Raw genomic sequence first — 17,495 nt, forward strand, 5'->3', positions numbered from 1 at the left:
CGGACCGTGACGGCCTGCTGCTAGTTTGTCCAAGGCCGTGCGAGAGACCGAGGAGGTGGTACCCGTGAACGTTTCGACATGGGTGCTCCCCCGCGGGGTCACGGTCGGGCGGTAGGTCGTCCGGGAGCGCCTTTCATGCGTACTCCCGAAAGGCACGACCATGCGATTCACCTCCGAACGACACCTCGACGACGGCGTTCTCGAGCGCGCGTTCACGCTCGGCGACATCCCGGGTTTCCTGTGGACACCCGCGTTCGCGACAGCACAGGTCCCGCTGATCCTGCTCGGTCACCCGCCACTCGGGCTGGGCCGGATGTACCCACGTTTGGTGGCGCGGGCCCGGCGCGCCGCAGCGGATGGTTTCGCCGCCGCCGCGATCGAGCTGCCCGGCAGCGGTGACCGGCCGCGTTGGGCCGCTGCCGAGCGGGCCCGCGCCGAACTGCACCGGGTGCTGGCGGCGGGCGAGGCGGTGAGCGACGAGATCGTGGACGCTCTCGTCCTCCCGCTCGTCGACCGGGCCGTGCCGGAATCGCAGGCTGCCCTGGACGCCTTCCTGTCGCTGCCCGAGGTCGGCGGCCCTGTCGGGTACTCGGGGGGAGTGATCTCGATCGGCATTCGGCTCGCGGTGGTCGAGCCCCGGATCGTGGCCGCCGGGCTTTTCGCCGGAAGTTTCGTGCCGCGCCTCATCGTCGAACAGGCCCGGCAGGTCACCATTCCGCTGCACGTGCTGTTGCAGTGGGATGACGAGGGCAACGACCGGCAGGCGGCGCTGGAGCTGTTCGACGCCTTCGGCTCCACGGAGAAGACGCTGCACGCCAACATGGGCGGACACACGGGTGTGCCCTGGTACGCGGGGGAGGACGCGGGCCGGTTCTTCGCCCGGCACCTACGCTAGCCGGGCCTCGGCCGGCTCGCCGTCCCGCAGGCCGGGCACCCCGGGCCCAGCCGCCGGTGTGGCCCGTACGATGGCCGGTGGTGCTGGTTCGTCCCGCCCGTGTGGGTGGGGCGTCGCAAGAGGGAACCCGGTGCGAATCCGGGACTGCCCCGCAGCGGTGAGTGGGAACGACCGCCGTCAACAAAGCACTGGACCGTGAGGTCTGGGAAGCGACGGCCAGTAGGCGACCTGGTGTCATGCCCGCGAGTCCGAAGACCTGCCAGTGCTGCGCACGCCGCCGGCGTGCGTCGCCGGCGGTCCCGTGGGAGGACCAGGGCGGAAGCCGGTACCCGAGGTGTACCCGTCTTCCCTCCCGTGTCCGCCGGACACTTCGAGGGAAGGAACCCTTGGTGAGTACCGCATTCGGGCAGAGCACCGTGCTCGGCTACCCACGCATCGGCGCGAACCGTGAACTGAAGAAGGCCGTCGAGGCGTACTGGGCCGGCACCGTCGACGCCGAGGCTCTGGCCAGCACCGCCGCTGGGCTGCGGGCGCAGGTGTGGCGGACGCTGCGCGACGCCCGTCTCGACGCGATCCCGTCGAACACCTTCTCCTACTACGACCAGATGCTCGACACGGCGGTCGCTGTGGGCGCGGTCCCGACCCGGTTCAGCCGGCTGGGCCTGTCCGCGCTGGACACCTACTTCGCCATGGCACGTGGTGTCGACGCCGAGCCGGCGTTGGAACTGACGAAGTGGTTCGACACCAACTACCACTACCTGGTGCCGGAGATCGCCCCGGACACCGTCTTCACCGCCAACCCGGCGAAGGCGCTGGACGAGTACGCCGAAGCCCGCGGCCTGGGCATCACCACCCGGCCGGTGTTCGTCGGACCGGCCACGTTCCTGCTGCTGGCCAAGGGCGTCGATCCGTTCGCCCGGCTCGACGACCTGGTCCAGGCCTACGCCCGGATTCTCGCCGAGCTGGCGCACGCGGGCGTCGGCTGGGTGCAACTGGACGAGCCCGCCTACGCCGCCGACCGCAGCCCAGCCGAGATCGACGCCCTGGGCCGCGCCTACACCCGGCTCGGTGAGCTCACGCACCGACCGCGGATCTTCGTGGCGACATACTTCGGCGACCTCGGCGACGCGCTGCCGGCCCTGCTGGACACCCCGGTCGACGCCGTCGGCCTGGACCTGGTCGCCGGCGCGGGCAACCTGCACCGTCTCGCCGCCGCCGGACCACTTGGTGGCAAGACCATCGTCGCCGGCCTGGTCGACGGTCGGAACGTCTGGCGTACCGACCTGCGGGCCGCCGTAGCGGCCGGCGCGACGGTCGCCGGACTGGCCGACCACGTCGCCGTCTCCTCGTCCTGCTCGCTGCTGCACGTGCCGGTCGACCTGTCCGCCGAGACACACCTCGACCCCCGGCTGTCCGAGCGGCTGGCGTTCGCCCGGCAGAAGGTCGACGAGATCGTCCTGCTCGGCCGGGCGCTGCGCGACGGCACCACGGCGCTGCCCGCGCCCCTGCCGGCCACCCCGGCCGACTGGCGTCACGACGACGTACGCGGCCGCCTCGCCGCGCTGCGCCCGGCCGACCGGCAGCGCGGCGACTATCCCACCCGGGCCGCCCGGCAGCAGCAACGGCTGGGCCTGCCGGAGTTGCCGACCACCACGATCGGGTCGTTTCCGCAGACCGCCGAGCTGCGCCGGGCCCGCGCCGCACACCGGGCCGGCAGCCTCGACGACGCCGGCTACGCGTCGCGGATCCGCGCGGAGGTGGCGCAGGTCATCCGGTTGCAGGAACGACTGGGCCTGGACGTGCTCGTGCACGGGGAACCGGAGCGCAACGACATGGTGCAGTACTTCGGCGAGCAACTCGACGGCTTCGCCGCCACGCGTCACGGCTGGGTGCAGTCCTACGGCTCCCGCTGCGTACGCCCGCCGATCATCTACGGCGACGTGTCGCGCAGGGCCCCGATGACCGTCGAGTGGTCGACCTACGCGCAGTCGCTGACCAGCAAACCGGTCAAGGGCATGCTCACCGGCCCGGTAACCATCCTGGCCTGGTCGTTCGTCCGCACCGACCAGCCCCTCGCGGACACCGCCGACCAGGTCGCGCTGGCCCTGCGCGACGAGTGCCGCGACCTGGAGTCCGCCGGGATCCGGGTCATCCAGGTCGACGAACCAGCGCTACGGGAGACGCTGCCGCTGCGCAGGGCCGACCAGCAGGCGTACCTGGACTGGGCGGTGGCGGCGTTCCGCCTGGCCACCAGCGGCGTCGCCGACGACACCCAGATTCACACCCACCTGTGCTACTCCGAGTTCGGCGAGGTGATCGGCGCCATCGACGCCCTCGACGCGGACGTCACCAGCATCGAGGCGTCCCGGTCCAAGATGGAGGTGCTCGACGACCTGGCCGCGATCGGCTACGGCCGGGGCGTCGGCCCGGGCGTCTGGGACATCCACTCGCCCCGGGTGCCGTCGCGCGACGAGGTGATCGAGGCGCTGCGTCGGGCCGTCGCGGCCGTGCCGGCCCGCCGGTTGTGGGTGAATCCGGACTGCGGCCTGAAGACGCGCGGCTATCCGGAGGTCGAGGCGTCCCTGCGGCACCTGGTCGCCGCCGCCGAAGAGGTACGCGGGAGCTGACCGCACCGGGCCGGGCGGTACCGACGACACGCGACCGCCCGGCTCGTGGTCGGTGAGCCCGTCGCCGACCGCGCCCGGACCGGGGCACCCGCACCCCGCCCGGGACCGCGACGTGGCAGGTGGTGACCTTGCTGCGCAGCGGCCGCTCGTACGGCAGACTCGGCGGATCATGCGTTACGGGCCCGGTGGTGCTTCCGTGGCGGCGCGGGCCGGCGAGTGGGAGGTGTGACGTGCGGATCGCGTTGTTCGTGACGTGTCTGGCGGACACCCTGTTTCCCGAGGCGGCGAAGGCGACGGTGCGGTTGTTGGAGCGGTTGGGGCATGAGGTGGTGTTCCCCGACGGGCAGACGTGTTGTGGGCAGATGCACGTCAACACCGGTTACCAGGCGCAGGCGGTGCCATTGGTGCGGCGGCATGTGCGGACCTTCGATCCGTTCGACGTGATCGTGGCGCCGTCGGGGTCGTGTGTGGGGTCGGTGCGGCATCAGCACGCGGTGGCGGCGCGGCGGGCCGGTGATGTCCGGTTGGCGTCGCGGGCGGAGTCGGTGGCGGGGCGGACGTTCGAGTTGTCGGAGCTGCTGGTGGACGTGCTCGGCGTGACCGATGTGGGGGCGTTCTTTCCGCATCGGGTGACGTATCACCCGACGTGTCATTCGTTGCGGATGCTCGGGGTGGCTGATCGGCCGGTGCGGTTGCTGCGTGAGGTGCGGGGGCTGGACCTGGTGGAGCTGCCGGCGGCCGATCAGTGTTGCGGGTTCGGTGGCACGTTCGCGGTGAAGAACGCGGACACCTCGACGGCGATGTTGGCGGACAAGCTGCGGCACGTGGTCTCCACGGGTGCCGAGGTCTGCACGGCCGGGGACGCGTCGTGTCTGATGCACATCGGTGGCGGGTTGTCCCGGTCGGGTTCTGCGGTGCGTACGGTGCACCTGGCCGAGATCCTGGCCTCGACCGAACACGACACCGTTGCCGACGAGCGGGGTGAACAGGTGGTGCGATCGTGACCCGGGCCTTCCTCGGCATGCCGACGACCGCGCCGAGGGGCGTCGGGCACCTGCGCGGCGAGCAGACCTTTCCGGCGGCGGCGCGGCAGGCTCTGGCCGACCCGCAACTACGCCGCAATCTCGGGCATGCCACGGCGACGATCCGGGCGAAGTCGGCTGGTGTGATCGCCGAGGTGCCGGACTGGGAGCAGCTACGGGCGGCCGGTAGCGCGATCAAGGCCGATGTGCTGGCCCGGTTGCCGGAGCTGCTGGAGCAGCTTGAGGATCGGGTGAGCGCGGCCGGGGGAGTGGTGCACTGGGCCGCCGACGCGAACGAGGCGAACGCGATCGTCGTCGACCTGGTGCGGGCCACCGGCAGCGACCGGGTGATCAAGGTCAAGTCGATGGTGACGCAGGAGATCGGTCTCAACGAGGCCCTCGAGGCGGCCGGGATCGCGCCGGTGGAGACCGACCTGGCGGAGCTGATCGTGCAGCTCGGTGAGGATCGGCCGAGTCACATCCTGGTGCCGGCGATCCACCGGAACCGGGCCGAGATCCGCGAGATCTTCCTGCGGGCGATGCCGGGGGTGGATCCGGGGTTGACCGACGAGCCGGCGGTGCTGGCGGCGGCGGCGCGTCGGTTTCTGCGGCAGACGTTCCTGTCCACGCCGGTGGCGGTGTCCGGGGCGAACTTCGCGGTCGCGGAGACCGGCACGTTGGCGGTGGTGGAGTCCGAGGGCAACGGGCGGATGTGTCTGACTCTGCCGCGCACGTTGATCACCGTGATGGGTGTGGAGAAGGTGGTGCCGACCTGGCGGGACCTGGAGGTGTTCCTGCAACTGCTGCCCCGGGCCTCGACCGGGGAGCGGATGAACCCGTACACGTCGATGTGGACCGGGGTGAGCCCGGGTGACGGGCCGCAGGAGTTTCATCTGGTGCTGCTGGACAACGGTCGCAGCGCGGTGCTCGCCGACGAGGTGGGCCGGCAGGCGTTGCACTGCATCCGCTGCTCGGCCTGCCTGAACGTGTGTCCGGTGTACGAGCGCACCGGTGGGCACGCGTACGGGTCGGTGTATCCGGGGCCGATCGGTGCGGTGCTGTCCCCGCAGCTGACCGGGGTGGCCGACAACGCGTCGCTGCCGTACGCGTCGTCGCTCTGCGGGGCCTGCTACGACGCCTGCCCCGTTAAGATCAACATTCCGGAGCTGCTGGTGCACCTGCGCGACCAGGCGCCGCATCCGCGCGGTGAGTCGGCCGCGATGGCCGCCGCCGCGTACGCCATGGACCACCCGGCGCTGTACGCGGCGGCGCAGCGCGCGACCCGGCTGAGCCGGCTGACCGGCCAGCGTGGTCGGGGCCTGCCACCGCCGCTGTCCGGCTGGACCGCCAGCCGTGACCTGCCCGAGCCCCCGGCGCAGACGTTCCGGCAGTGGTGGGCGAGCCGGTGACCGCCCGGGAGGTCATCCTCGCCCGGCTCCGCGCCGCCCTCGACCCCGCACCGGCGCCGGTCGAGGTGCCGCGCGAGTACCGGCGCGACGCCCCGGTCGACCTCGACCGGCTGGTCGACCGACTCACCGACTACCGCGCCCACGTGCACCGGGTCGCCGAAACGGCCGTCGCCGACACCGTCGCCGCCATCCTGCCGACCGGCGCGACCGTCGTCGTGCCACCGGCACTGCCACCGGCCTGGCTGCCGGCGACGGTGACCGCCCGGCCCGACGACGACCTCGACAACAGGCAGATCGCCGCCGCCGACGCCGTGATCACCGCCGCTGCCGTCGCCATCGCCGACACCGGCACCGTCATCCTCGACGGTTCACCCGACCAGGGCCGCCGCGTGCTCAGCCTCCTACCCGATCTGCACATCTGCGTGATCCGCGCCGCCCAGGTCGTCGCGGGCGTGCCGCAGGCGCTGGCCCGGCTCACTTCACACCGGCCGCTGACCTGGATCAGCGGCCCGTCCGCCACCAGCGACATCGAACTCAACCGGGTCGAAGGCGTCCACGGCCCCCGCACCCTGCACCTCATCCTGTTGCCTTGAGGTGGCCAGCAGGTCGACAGCAGGAGTCTCAGATGCCGAAGCCGCCGGTGCCCGCGAGGCCCGTGCCGCCGGCCCGCCGTGGTTGCTCCTGCTGTTCGAGCCGGTACTGCCAGTGCCCGGCGAACCGGCTCCACCACAGTTCGAACCCTTCCTCGCCGAGGAGTTCCACGGCCCTCGCCACGGCGTCGGGCTCCCACCGGAACGCGGTGATCCCCTTCTGTCGCGTCATCGCCGAGATGAGCTCGTCGGCGGTCGACCCGCGCGACCCGGCCACGTGCACATGAGCGGTCTTGCCCTTGCGCACGTACCGCCAGATCGGTTTGCCGTCGATCGCCGCGATGGCCTTCTCCCGGGCGGCGATCGGGGCGTACCTCTCGTCGAGCAACCGCGAGGCCGCCTCCCGCACCGGAGCGTAGACGTTGTCGGCGGCATCGAGTGCCGCGCGGTGCCGGGCCCGGGCACGCTCGGCCGCGGCCCTGCGCCGGAACCACGGTGGATGATCGCGGGCCGCGTGCCGGTCGCGCTCGGCGGCCTGGATCGCGGTCAGGTAGCTCTCCGCCGCGGTCCGCCACTGCGCGGCCGTGGCCGGGTCGAGGTCCACCGACAGGAACAGCCAGTCCCGCTCGGCGGGGCGTAGGCCGAACCGGTCGGCCAGATCACGGTCGATGAAGTAGCGGTGCCGGGAAGCGTCGTCGACCCACACCACGGTGAGCACCGCGACGGGCTCGTCGTCCCATCTGATGGTTGTCGTCCTGCCCTCCCGGCGGGCGATCATGCCGCCGCGTGGCAGCGGAATCTGGACGCGGTAGAGGATGGTCCAGGTCGTCTCCACCGAGTCATTCTGCGCCGGGTCAGCCACGAACGAGCGCGACGCGGAGCGCGCCCCCGTCGCCGGTGTGCCGGTTGGTCCGCCGTGACGCGGCACTGAGGCGGCCGTGAGGCCACCACGGATCGTGGGATACCTGCCGCGTCGTCCCGTCGGGGCGTAAACGTCTCGCGGCAGGTACGAAGTGGAGTGCACGATGCGAACTCGATCCAGGCTCGCCCGGCTCTCGGGCGCAACGGCCCTGCTGCTGGCCGGCACCGCCGTGGCCGTGGCCACCGGTGCGGGGCCGGCGCAGGCGACGGTGGTGAACGTCAGCGTGGCGGGCGCCTTCCCCAACCAGTCCGCGGTGGCGACCTGTCCGGCCGGTGAGTTCCTCGCCGGTGGCGGTGGTTCCGTCGACGGTGGTGGCGGCGACGTCACGTTGACCGACATCATTCCGAACCTGGCTACCCAGTCGGTGACCGTCTGGGCGCACACGAACCCGGGCGGGGTGGCCGGGGCGTACACCCTTGTGGCGCAGGCGATCTGCGTGCCGGGCCCGCCCCCGGCCAACTACCAGCGGGTCACCTCGGCCAGCGGCAGCAACGGCGACCCGATCAAGAACCAGGTGGCAGCCTGCCCGGCCGGCACCGACCTGCTCGGGCTCGGCGCGGAGCTGCGCACCGCCAACGGGGAGGCGTTCTACCAGCGGATCGAACCGAACGCCGCGCTCACCGCCGGGGCGGTGACCGCCGGCGCGGCCGGCGGCTTCGCCGGGCCGTGGGAACTCGTCGGGTACGCCATCTGCGCCACCCTGCCCGCCAACCTCACCGGCACGCTCGTCAGCCTGACCGGGGCGGCCAACAGCGTCAGCCCCAAGGGTCAGGTGTCCGCTGGTTGTCCGGCCGGGGCGCTCGCCACCGGCGTCGGCGCCACGGTCGACGCCACCGCCACCGGCAACGTCCTGCTCACCCGGGTGACGGCGACCGTCGCCCAGAACAACGCCCAGGCGATCGCCGCCGAGGACGGGATCTACCTGCCGCCGTGGGACCTGGAGAGCCACGCCATCTGCTGGGGTCCGTAACGGTTCGCGTCCCGCGCCGTCAGCGGGCGCGGCGCCTGGTCACGCCGGTCGGCGTGACCAGGCGTGGGCGCTTTCGGGAGCCCGCCGTGCGCCACCATGACGCCACCGTGACGGGCCCCGCCGATGATTCCGGCCAGCGCCACGCGAAACGTTCGCGGCAGCGTCAGCAGGAAAGGACTGTCGTCATGAGCAGGGATACGACACTCGGCACAGGCACCCGGTCGCGGTGCAGTGTCGCGGCGGCCGCAGCGGTCGTCGCGGTCGCGGCGATGCTCGTCCTACCCGGGACGGCCCACGCCGCGTACCGGCACCGGGCGGAGAGCGGCTACGACACCACGTCGTCCAAGAGCGTGACCGCGACGTGCGGGCCCGGCGAGGAGCTGATCGGCGCCGGAGGCCGGATCAGAAACGGCAACGGGGGAGTCCGGCTGGCCGCGATCGTGCCGGGCACGACCTCGGTCGTGGTACGCGGCGAGGCGTACCCGGGCCACGCGGAACCCTGGTCGGTGATCGCCGCCGCCATCTGCGCGCCGGACGACGGCACGCCGCGGGTCGTCGAGGTCTCCCCGGCCGGGTCGCGGACCGCCAGTTGCCCGACGGACCTGGTGCTCAGCGGCACCGGGTTCGACCTGCCCGCCGGGGTGCCGCTGGCCGGACTGGTCCCCGACGCCGACGGCGCGAGCGTGACCGTTCGCACGGCCTTCCACCAACTCGGCACCGGCCCGGTCGCCTACGCGATCTGTGTGGAAGGCATCCGTGCCTCGTCGGCGATCGACGAAGCGCGCTACAAGCGGTTCGCCACGACCAGCCCGGGCGGTACGTCGTCGCCGAGGATGGTGACCGTACAGCGTGAGTGGGAGGACGAATTCCCGTCGATGTCCGGCGTCGGCGGCGAGATCACCGCTCTGCCCGACCCCGCAGACCTGTTCCCGGCGCCCGTCTCCGACATCTTCATCGACGCGATGGCTCAGCTCGGCTGGGCGGAGCTGCGCGGGCGCCATCCGGGTCAACCACGACGACGCGGCACAGCCCACCGGCCAGCGCGACGACAGTGCCAGGCGTACGCCATCGGGCAGGCCGGCAACCGCGTGCAGCAACGCCTGCTCGGTCCGCTCCGACATGGCGGGCAACCCGTCGAGAACGAGCTGCGTCGTCCCGGTGGCCAGCTCCGCCAGCCCGCCGCCGAGCAGCGCGTCGACGTCGCAGTCCCGCTGCCACCGAACGGTGGGACCGGGGAACAGCCGGCGTAGCGCGCTGGTCTTGCCGTAGCCGGCGGCGGCCACCACCAGCCACAGCCTGCCGCGCTGCTGTTCCAGCATGGCGGCAGCGTGTCCCGCCGGGCGCGGCTGAGCAAGGCGATTCCCGCAATCCCGACAGCGACACCGTCCGAAGGGACAGGGAGGTGCCCGCCGACGGCACGCTGCGGCGGCTCGACCCCGACCGCACCTCGTCCTGGCGGAGGAGCACACCGCTGCCCGATCCGCTGGCGAGGCGAAGAATCGCCATGCGCCGGAGTCATGGCTTTCCCTACCAGGTCGCAGTGGTGCTCATGGCTTGGCCCGCCCAGACTCATCCCCATGGGCAGTGTCCGAAGAGGTGATCAGATGCGGGTGGCAAACGCTGAGCAGGCAGCGGCCTGGAATGGCCCGGTGGGGGCGCACTGGGCGGTGGTCACGGCGAGGTGGCAATGACCGACCATGGGATGGCCGTCGTGATCGGCGGTTACGGCGCAGTGGGTCGGGTGGTGGCCACCACGCTGGCCCGAGATTCGGCGTACGAGGTCGTTGTCGCTGGTCGTGATCTGGCGCGTGCCGAGGCCCTGGCCCGGAGCGGCCCGGGCCGGCTGACCCCGCGCCGGTTGGACCTCGACGACCCGCGGGGTCTCGACGGGTTGTTGGCCGACGCCGCCGTGGTGGTCATGTGTGTGGAGCATCGTAACGAGGCGGTGGCGCGCGCGTGCCTGGACCGTGGCGTTCCTGTCGTCGACATCAGCGCGTCAGCCGACGTGCTGGCCGGCATCGAACGGCTCGATGCCACCGCGAAGCGGACCGGGACGGCCGCCGTGCTCAGCGTCGGGCTGGCACCCGGGCTGACCAACGTGCTGGCCCGACGCTGCACCGAACGCCTGCCATCCGCGACCTCCGTCGACGTGACGATCCTGCTGGGTACGGCCGGTGACCACGGGCCCGACTCGGTCCGCTGGACGGTGGCGGGACTGACGGCTCCGCCCGACCGGGCCCGACGGCCGGGACGGGCCCGGGTGGACCTGCCCGGGTTCGGCGTACGCACCGCGTACCCGTTTCCCTTCTCGGATCAGTACACGTTGACCCGTACGCTCGGCGTCCCGGTGACCACTCGTCTCTGTTTCGACTCCGGCGCGGTGACGGCGGCGTTGTTCGGGCTGCGTGCTGCCGGTGCCTTCCGGCTGGCGGATCGGCTGGGCGGGGCTCGCCTGCTGACCGGCGCGTCGAGCCGACTGCGGCTCGGCGGGGACCGGTTCGTGATGCACGCTTCGGCCACCGATGGGGGCGGGAGGCAGGTGTGGTCGGCGGTGACGGGCCGTCGAGAGGGTCACGCGACCGGCGTGGTGGCAGCGGAGATCGCCATCCGCCTGATGGGTCCCGTCGCCGTTGCCGACCGAGCTGACGACGGGCCGGATCCCGGCCACGTCCAAAGGATGTGAGCAGTGCTGCGACGAGTGTCAGCCGGCCGGGGCGCCTGCCGGTTGTCCGGGCGGTCGGTCATCACGCGTCGGCGACCAGTGCCTGGCTGAACCATTACTCCGGTGCATGGTGGGTAGGTTCCGATCCCGGTGCCTCGGGCGAGGGACTGAGTCAGGGTGTCGGCCCGGGTACGGTTAGCGGCGGTCGGATGTGCGGGCGTCGACCCGGGCGGCAGTGGTGGCCCGGTGCGGCGGACCGGGGAGGAGTGGGTGTGACGCGGCGCAAAGCCCTTGTGGTCCGAGGGGGGTGGGAGGGACACCGGCCGGTCGAGGCGACGGAGTTGTTCATCCCGTTCCTCGAACGCAGCGGATACGCGGTACGGGTGGAGGGGTCGACGGAGATCTACGCCGACGCCGCCGAACTGGCCGACACCGACCTCATCGTGCAGTGCATGACGATGTCGCAGATCACCGCGGAGCAGGTGGCGGGGCTGGCCGCGGCGGTCGTCGCGGGTACGGGTTTCACCGGCTGGCACGGCGGTGTCGTCGACTCGTTCCGCGCCTGTTCGGACTACCTGCACCTGGTGGGCGGGCAGTTCGCCACCCATCCGGGCGTCGAGCCGTGCGACCGTGGCGGCGGCGAGGCGGACAACTTCCTGCCGCACTCGATCACGGTCACCGAGCTGGGCCGGGAGCATCCGATCACCGCCGGGATCGAGGACTTCGATCTGGTCACCGAGCAGTACTGGGTACTGCACGACGACCTGATCGACGTCCTGGCCACCACCACCCACCCGACCCGGGAGTGGCACCCGTGGCACCGGCCGGTCACCTCACCGGCGATCTGGACCCGCCACTGGGGCGCCGGGCGGATCGTGGTGACGACTCCGGGCCACAGCCTCGACGTGCTGGAGCACGCGAGCGTCCGTACCGTCATCGAGAGGGGGATGGTGTGGGCGACCCGCACGGCGTCGGCGTCGTAGGTCTCGGGTTCATCTCCCGCGCGTACCTGCACACGCTCGCCAACCATCCCACCGTGCGCGTCGTCGCGGTGGCCGACCTGGACCCGGCCCGAGCCGACGCCGCCGCCGCCACGATTCCCGGCGCCGAGGCGGTCGCTGTCGAGCGCCTGCTCCACCACCCCGACGTGGCGACGGTGCTCAACCTCACCATCCCGGCCGCGCACGCCGAGATCTCCGGCGCGGCGATCGACGCCGGCCGCAACGTCTACGTCGAGAAGCCGCTCACCGTCGCGTTCCCGCAGGCCCGGTCGCTCATCGACCGGGCGACGGCGGCCGGCGTCCGGGTCGGCTGCGCGCCGGACACCGTCCTTGGCACCGGTACGCAGACCGCCCGAGCGGCGATCGACGGTGGCCTGATCGGCCGACCGTTCTCCGCGTCGGCCGTCATGGTCACCCCGGGACACGAGCGCTGGCATCCCAACCCCGACTTCTACTACGTCCCGGGCGGCGGCCCGCTCATGGACATGGGGCCGTACTACATCTCCGCCCTGGTCCACCTGCTCGGGCCGGTCCGTGCGGTGGTCGGGGCGGCCAGTCGGCTGCGGGACTCCCGGGTCATCGGCTCGGGCCCCCGCTCCGGGCAGCGGATCCCGGTCGAGGTGCCGACCCACGTGAGCGGTGTACTGGAACACGCGGGAGGTGCCCTGAGCACCCTCACGACCACCTTCGACGGTGTCGCGACGACGGCCGCGCCGATCGAGGTACAGGGGGAGGAGGGCACCCTCGCCGTACCCGATCCGAACACCTTCGACGGGGAGGTCCGCCACCTGGCGCTCGACGGCCCCGGGTGGCGCACCCTGCAACCGCGGGCCGGCTACGTCGCCGCGTCCCGGGGGGTCGGCCTGATCGACCTGGTCCACGCCGACGAGCTGCGTCCGCCACGGGCCAGCGGTGCGGTCGCGCTGCACGTGCTCGACATCATGACCGCCCTGCTCCGGTCGGCCGAGGAGGGCCGGCGGGTCGAGCTGACCACCACGGTCGACCGCCCCGCACCCGTCCCGCTCACCCCGACCGAGGACTGGCTCTCCGCTCCCGCGCCCGAGCACTGACGGCGCCGGCACCCTGGTGGGCGCTGCCGCGGCCCGCTCGGCGCCTGCCCGCCGGTGCCCGGGGGCGGCACCGGATGGGCGCCCCGGCGGACCAGGGCGCCCCGACGGCTCGGTGGAGGGTCAGAGTGGGGGAAGGACCTGGGCCACCCGGGTCGCCATCGCCTGGTAGCCCGAGGCATTGGGGTGGAACGAGTCGCTCAGCGGCGAGGTGAGGCCGTTGGCCCATACGCCGTTGGTGCTGCAGAGCCGGTGACCGCGGAACAGGTCCAGTCCGTTGACGTAGACGACGCGGGAGTCGCCGGTGGCCAACACGGCGTCCCGGATCATTCTGTCGGTCTGTACGGTCGCCTCGTAGATCGCTCTCCGCTCGCTCTCGACGAGGTTGCTTCCCAGATCGGGGCAACGGTCCTGGGTCGGCTGCGGGTCCGCGGGGTCGTCCGGGTTGGGTACGACGGCCGGGTAGCTCAGCACCATGAGCTTCCCGCCGGGGTGCATCTCTGCTCGGATCTGCCGGTACAGAGTCGTGAGTTGGGCCTGTACCTGGTACAGCTCCTGCGGGGTGACCAACGGTCCGGACGCGGAGCAGTCGGCGCCCAGGTAGCAGCCGGTGAGTTTGGCCGAGAAGCCGAGGTCGTTGCCGCCGATGGTCAGCGTGACGAGCCGGGTGTGCGGTTGTATCGCGTCCAGTTGGGGCGGTAGGCCGGACTGCTGGCTCGCGTACAGGTCGGGAATCCTCGCGCCGTGACACGCCGCCAGAGTCGGCCGGTCCACCGGCAGTCCTGACAGGACCGTCCCCGTGATGAGGTTGGCGTAGGTCGCGGGCGACCGCCGGCAGGACGCGTCGGAGTACGGTGGCGCGCCGGTGCCCGAGGAGTAGGAGTCACCGAGGGCGACGTGGCGGATCACCGGGGACTGCAGCCCGGTCCCGAACGGCCCGGTGCCCAGCACGATGTGCAACAGGTTGGTGCCGAGGCCCTCACACAGCAGGTAGCGCAGCCCCGGTATGGGGAAGCAGCCGCCCCAGTAGACCCCGGCCGGAGCCAACAGGTAGAGCTCGAAGGCGATCTCCACGGTGCGACCACCGTCGAAGAGTTCGCCCGGAATGCTGACGCCGCCCGAGGTCGCGCCGTAGTAGGTCTGCCCGTAGGTCAGGGGTGCCGTGGTGTAGAGGAACTGGCCGTCGAAGCGGCCGCGGTCGATCACGCCCGTGGCGATGTAGGCCGCGTTGAGCCAGAAGTTGCAGCCGAACTCCGCCAGGTAGGAGATGTTCGCCGCGTAGTTGGTCTGGTTGGGCGTACCGCTGACGGAGCTGTTCCGTGTGATCGCCTCGGTGCAGTACAGCCCGGTCGGCGGGTCGTCGGGGTCGGCCTGCGGCGACGTCCCCCGGAACGTCGGCATGTCGACCGTACGGATCGCCGCACGGGCCGAGCTGTCCGCCTTGAGTGTGGCGCCGGGACCCTTCGAGGCGCCCGGCAGCGCCTTGGGCTGTTGCGGGGTCAGCGGCGTCGCGAACGGCGTTACCTTCTTGGTGGTGCCGGGAAGGGTCACCGGGTCGGGTGCCTGGATATCGGGCTGCCAACCTGCGCCCCGCGCTGCCGGTAGGGCCGCAGCGCCGTCATCGACAGGTGGCGTCGCGGCCAGCGCGGGTTGTGCGCTGACGAGCAGCCCACCGATGACCGCAACCATGGCGAGTAGTCGCCGCTGCCGTCCCGGTGACACGGCTCCGCGTGATGTCACGGCCTACCTCCCAGCGTCATGTGATCGACTTGTGACGATCAGTTACATGGATGCTAGGCAATGCATAGGGTGGCGCGGATCCGTGAAACTACGCAAAGTAGCGCGTGAGAAGGCATCCTCGCCGCCGTGCGGTGCGGACCGCGAGACACTTGTCGCGGAGCTGATGGAAGCGGAGGGAACGTCATGACTGTCGCTGGGGTTCTCGGCGTGCTGCTGGCGCTGTTCGTCGCGGCGGCAGCGTTCGCCCGTCTGGGCCGTCGGCGCGCCACGCCGGACGCGCTGGGTCGGTCGTTGCGACTGCTCGCGCTCGGGGTGACGCTGGGGATCGCCGTCGCCGTACTGCCCGACACGGTGTCGGACAGTGGCGTCGCAGCCAGCTATCTGCTGGGCGTGCCGACGATCGCGGCTCTGCTGCCCCTCGCCGCGGACCTGTTGGGCCGCGCGGTCGGTGTCACGACGACGCTGGCAGCGATTGTCGTCCTGGCCTGGGGGCTGCTCCTCGGCCTCGGCGACGGTGTCTACTTCGTGATTCCGGCACTGGTGCTCGGCGCGGCCGCCGTCGTGTCGGTCACGCCACGGCGCGGGACGTCCGTCCCCGAGCGTCAGGACCGGGCCGCGGACGCGTGAGGCGTTCCCGGGCGGACCTGCGGACCGGCCAGGAAACTGGCGCGACGGATTCGCACCAGCCAGGCAGATCCGGGCCTTCGTGATCGGCGGGATAGGTTTGGAGTCATGCCTCAGCTGACCGTGAGGTTCTGGTTCGACCCGAGTTGCCCGTACACCTGGCTCGTCTCTCGGTGGATGCGCGAGGTCGAGCAGGTCCGTCCGGTACGCGTCGTATGGCAGATCATGAGCCTGTCCATACTCAACGAGGACCGCGACGACGACCCGGAGGACGACCCGGACGGCTTCCTGTGGGGACCTGCTCGTCTGTTCGCCGCTGTCCAGCACCAGTACGGCGCTGAGGCCGTCGGTCGGCTGTACGACCGGTACGGCGCGATGGCCCATGGCGGTGCCTGGGGTCCGGTCGAGACGGTGCTGACTGCGGCCGGACTGCCCACCGACCTCGCGACCGCCTGGCACTCGTCCGAGCACGACGAGGTGCTGCGGGCGTCACACACGGCCGGGGTCAGTCGGATAGGAGATCACGTCGGAACCCCGATCACCCTGGTGGAGCCCGAGGCCGGTCGACCGATCGTCTGGTTCGGGCCGGTGCTGTCCCGAGTGCCACAGGGTGAGGCGGCGGGCCGACTGTGGGACGGCACGCTCCTGGTCACCGAGGCCGATGGATTTCACGAACTCAAGGGTCGCCACCACGAGCCGCCGGTGTGGTGACTCGCTGACGTCAGCTGCCGAGGCGGTCCAACTCGGCGAGGTACATCGCCTGCATGCGCTCGTTGTGCCGGACCAGCAGCTCGATCTCCTCGACGGTGTAGCCCTCGACGAGTCGTGCCGCCCGCGCGGCGAACCGCTCGTACGGTCGCGCCAACTCGGCGGTCCGCTCCGGCCGCAGGGTGACGACCACCCGCCGCCGGTCGGCCGGATCGCGTTCGGCCGTGACGTAGCCGGCCTGCTGGAGCCGCCGGAGCATGCTGGTCACGGCTCCGGTGGTGAGGTTGGTCCGCTCGGCGACCTGCCCGGCGGTGGCGGATCCGACGTCGGCCAGGTAGTCCAGGCACTCCAGGTCGCTCACGGTGAGGCCGAGCCGCTCCGCGATGGCGTACCGGAACACCATGGACAGCCGCGCGGTCTCCCGTCCGGCGCGCATGAGGTCGGCGATCGCGCAGGCGCGGGCCGGCTCGGTGGACATGCCCGCCATCATGCCTCCGGTACGGTGACCGGGTGCAGCCGAGGTAGCAGGCGGGTCAGCACCCAGTGAGGTGCGGCCGCGCCGCCCGTGAAGCGGCGCATCAGCCGGGCGGCGGTGTCGACGGCGCGGAAGGCGTAGGGCACCATCTCGTTCTGGTAGCTGGCGATCGCCTTCTCCACCGGGGTGCCGCTCGTCCGGACCTCGACCAGCCTGCGGCCGAGCAGGGCGGCGTCGCGCAGCGCGGTGTTGCCGCCGTGGGCGCCGAACGGCGGCATGGCGTGCACGGCGTCGCCCATCATCGTCGCCCGGGGCACCGCCCATCGGCGTGGGCGCTGGCCGGTGGCGAAATGGTTGAGCACCGTGGCGTCGACCTCGGCCGTGTCGACCAGCCGCCGGACGAGCGGGTGGAAGTCCCTGCTCCGCTGGGCGGCCAGTTTCCACTGCGCCAGCAGGTGCCCCCGTACGTCGACGGGCACCTCCTCCTGCGACGTTCGGCACCCAGGCCGCGCTGCGCGCCGTGGACCAGGCACGGTTGCTGCGGCTGATCTGCGGAACCCTCGCGGTGGGGCTGCGTCAGGCGATCCACGTCGGTGCGCGTACCCCGACCGCGCCGGCATGCGTCGCGGCGCTGCAGCGGCTCGCGGAGACCGTGCCGGCGATCGATCCGGACCGGCCGCTCGACGACGACGTCCGTCGCGCCGCCGACCTGCTCGACCTGCTGACCGGGGCACCGCACTGGCCGGCGCCGACGGCGGCGGCCGGGATCGACGGCTGATTTTT

Annotated in this window: 17 protein-coding genes and 1 riboswitch; of the genes, 13 read left to right on the forward strand and 4 right to left on the reverse strand. The window is 71.9% G+C overall.

Annotation, left to right across the window (positions count from 1 at the left end):
- The first annotated feature begins 160 nt into the window (after positions 1 to 160).
- The 5 genes from O3597_RS07765 (at position 161) to O3597_RS07785 (ending at position 6,546) form a co-directional block, all read left to right on the forward strand.
- Positions 161 to 895, forward strand: coding sequence for an alpha/beta hydrolase (locus O3597_RS07765; RefSeq protein WP_164449110.1), 735 nt, complete (start codon positions 161 to 163; stop codon positions 893 to 895).
- A gap of 67 nt (positions 896 to 962) precedes the next feature.
- Positions 963 to 1,174: riboswitch (cobalamin riboswitch) on the forward strand.
- Positions 1,175 to 1,284: 110 nt separating this feature from the next.
- Positions 1,285 to 3,522, forward strand: a complete 2,238-nt coding sequence (gene metE / locus O3597_RS07770; RefSeq protein ID WP_281603661.1) for a 5-methyltetrahydropteroyltriglutamate--homocysteine S-methyltransferase — start codon at positions 1,285 to 1,287, stop codon at positions 3,520 to 3,522.
- 230 nt (positions 3,523 to 3,752) lie between these two features.
- A complete protein-coding gene (locus tag O3597_RS07775; RefSeq protein ID WP_281603662.1) occupies positions 3,753 to 4,526 on the forward strand; it encodes a (Fe-S)-binding protein in 774 nt (257 codons plus the stop codon).
- Between the two features lie 17 nt (positions 4,527 to 4,543).
- A complete protein-coding gene (locus O3597_RS07780; protein ID WP_281604500.1) occupies positions 4,544 to 5,953 on the forward strand; it encodes a LutB/LldF family L-lactate oxidation iron-sulfur protein in 1,410 nt (469 codons plus the stop codon).
- A complete protein-coding gene (locus O3597_RS07785; protein WP_348650335.1) occupies positions 5,938 to 6,546 on the forward strand; it encodes an LUD domain-containing protein in 609 nt (202 codons plus the stop codon). Before O3597_RS07780 ends, O3597_RS07785 begins: the two co-directional genes overlap by 16 nt.
- A gap of 28 nt (positions 6,547 to 6,574) precedes the next feature.
- Here O3597_RS07785 and O3597_RS07790 read toward each other — a convergent pair whose 3' ends face one another.
- Complete coding sequence (locus tag O3597_RS07790; RefSeq protein WP_281603663.1) at positions 6,575 to 7,378, reverse strand: hypothetical protein; 804 nt, start codon at positions 7,376 to 7,378, stop codon at positions 6,575 to 6,577.
- Between the two features lie 190 nt (positions 7,379 to 7,568).
- Here O3597_RS07790 and O3597_RS07795 point away from each other — a divergent pair, with 190 nt between their 5' ends.
- The 5 genes from O3597_RS07795 (at position 7,569) to O3597_RS07815 (ending at position 13,168) form a co-directional block, all read left to right on the forward strand.
- On the forward strand, positions 7,569 to 8,435 hold the full coding sequence (locus O3597_RS07795) for a hypothetical protein (protein WP_164449105.1): 867 nt from the start codon (positions 7,569 to 7,571) through the stop codon (positions 8,433 to 8,435).
- Positions 8,436 to 8,620: 185 nt separating this feature from the next.
- Positions 8,621 to 9,685, forward strand: coding sequence for a hypothetical protein (locus O3597_RS07800; RefSeq protein ID WP_281603664.1), 1,065 nt, complete (start codon positions 8,621 to 8,623; stop codon positions 9,683 to 9,685).
- A gap of 437 nt (positions 9,686 to 10,122) precedes the next feature.
- Positions 10,123 to 11,118, forward strand: coding sequence for a saccharopine dehydrogenase NADP-binding domain-containing protein (locus O3597_RS07805; protein ID WP_281603665.1), 996 nt, complete (start codon positions 10,123 to 10,125; stop codon positions 11,116 to 11,118).
- A gap of 251 nt (positions 11,119 to 11,369) precedes the next feature.
- Positions 11,370 to 12,080 carry a ThuA domain-containing protein gene (locus tag O3597_RS07810; RefSeq protein WP_164449099.1) on the forward strand — a complete coding sequence of 237 codons (711 nt, stop codon included), beginning with the start codon at positions 11,370 to 11,372 and terminating at the stop codon, positions 12,078 to 12,080.
- On the forward strand, positions 12,050 to 13,168 hold the full coding sequence (locus tag O3597_RS07815) for a Gfo/Idh/MocA family oxidoreductase (RefSeq protein ID WP_281603666.1): 1,119 nt from the start codon (positions 12,050 to 12,052) through the stop codon (positions 13,166 to 13,168). The genes O3597_RS07810 and O3597_RS07815 overlap by 31 nt, the downstream gene beginning before the upstream one ends.
- Positions 13,169 to 13,288: 120 nt before the next feature.
- On the opposite strand, the gene O3597_RS07820 is transcribed toward O3597_RS07815, so the two are convergent.
- Complete coding sequence (locus O3597_RS07820) at positions 13,289 to 14,905, reverse strand: SGNH/GDSL hydrolase family protein (RefSeq protein ID WP_164449098.1); 1,617 nt, start codon at positions 14,903 to 14,905, stop codon at positions 13,289 to 13,291.
- A gap of 183 nt (positions 14,906 to 15,088) precedes the next feature.
- On the opposite strand from O3597_RS07820, the gene O3597_RS07825 reads away from it, so the two are divergent.
- Entirely contained in the window at positions 15,089 to 15,532 is a 444-nt protein-coding gene (locus O3597_RS07825; RefSeq protein ID WP_281603667.1) for a hypothetical protein, read from the forward strand.
- A 105-nt stretch (positions 15,533 to 15,637) separates the two neighbouring features.
- Positions 15,638 to 16,240, forward strand: a complete 603-nt coding sequence (locus O3597_RS07830) for a disulfide bond formation protein DsbA (protein ID WP_281603668.1) — start codon at positions 15,638 to 15,640, stop codon at positions 16,238 to 16,240.
- Between the two features lie 10 nt (positions 16,241 to 16,250).
- Here the strand turns inward: O3597_RS07830 and O3597_RS07835 are convergent, their stop codons facing one another.
- Entirely contained in the window at positions 16,251 to 16,715 is a 465-nt protein-coding gene (locus O3597_RS07835) for a MarR family transcriptional regulator (RefSeq protein WP_235945006.1), read from the reverse strand.
- A gap of 8 nt (positions 16,716 to 16,723) precedes the next feature.
- A complete protein-coding gene (locus O3597_RS07840) occupies positions 16,724 to 17,191 on the reverse strand; it encodes an FAD-dependent monooxygenase (RefSeq protein ID WP_281603669.1) in 468 nt (155 codons plus the stop codon).
- 41 nt (positions 17,192 to 17,232) lie between these two features.
- On the opposite strand from O3597_RS07840, the gene O3597_RS07845 reads away from it, so the two are divergent.
- Complete coding sequence (locus O3597_RS07845) at positions 17,233 to 17,490, forward strand: hypothetical protein (RefSeq protein WP_281603670.1); 258 nt, start codon at positions 17,233 to 17,235, stop codon at positions 17,488 to 17,490.
- Positions 17,491 to 17,495: the final 5 nt, after the last annotated feature.

Origin of the sequence: Verrucosispora sp. WMMA2044 (assembly GCF_027497155.1) — a bacterium.
In the GTDB taxonomy this organism is placed as follows: Bacteria; Actinomycetota; Actinomycetes; order Mycobacteriales; family Micromonosporaceae; genus Micromonospora; species Micromonospora palythoicola.

What these genes read in the sequence shown, in the direction of transcription:
- O3597_RS07800 (WP_281603664.1), top strand. Translation starts at nt 8,621, where the DNA reads ATGAGCAGGGATACGACACTCGGCACAGGCACCCGGTCGCGGTGCAGT.
- O3597_RS07805 (WP_281603665.1), top strand. Translation starts at nt 10,123, where the DNA reads ATGACCGACCATGGGATGGCCGTCGTGATCGGCGGTTACGGCGCAGTG.
- O3597_RS07825 (WP_281603667.1), top strand. Translation starts at nt 15,089, where the DNA reads ATGACTGTCGCTGGGGTTCTCGGCGTGCTGCTGGCGCTGTTCGTCGCG.
- O3597_RS07765 (WP_164449110.1), top strand. Translation starts at nt 161, where the DNA reads ATGCGATTCACCTCCGAACGACACCTCGACGACGGCGTTCTCGAGCGC.
- O3597_RS07835 (WP_235945006.1), bottom strand. Translation starts at nt 16,715, where the DNA reads ATGTCCACCGAGCCGGCCCGCGCCTGCGCGATCGCCGACCTCATGCGC.
- O3597_RS07795 (WP_164449105.1), top strand. Translation starts at nt 7,569, where the DNA reads ATGCGAACTCGATCCAGGCTCGCCCGGCTCTCGGGCGCAACGGCCCTG.
- O3597_RS07830 (WP_281603668.1), top strand. Translation starts at nt 15,638, where the DNA reads ATGCCTCAGCTGACCGTGAGGTTCTGGTTCGACCCGAGTTGCCCGTAC.
- O3597_RS07780 (WP_281604500.1), top strand. Translation starts at nt 4,544, where the DNA reads ATGCCGACGACCGCGCCGAGGGGCGTCGGGCACCTGCGCGGCGAGCAG.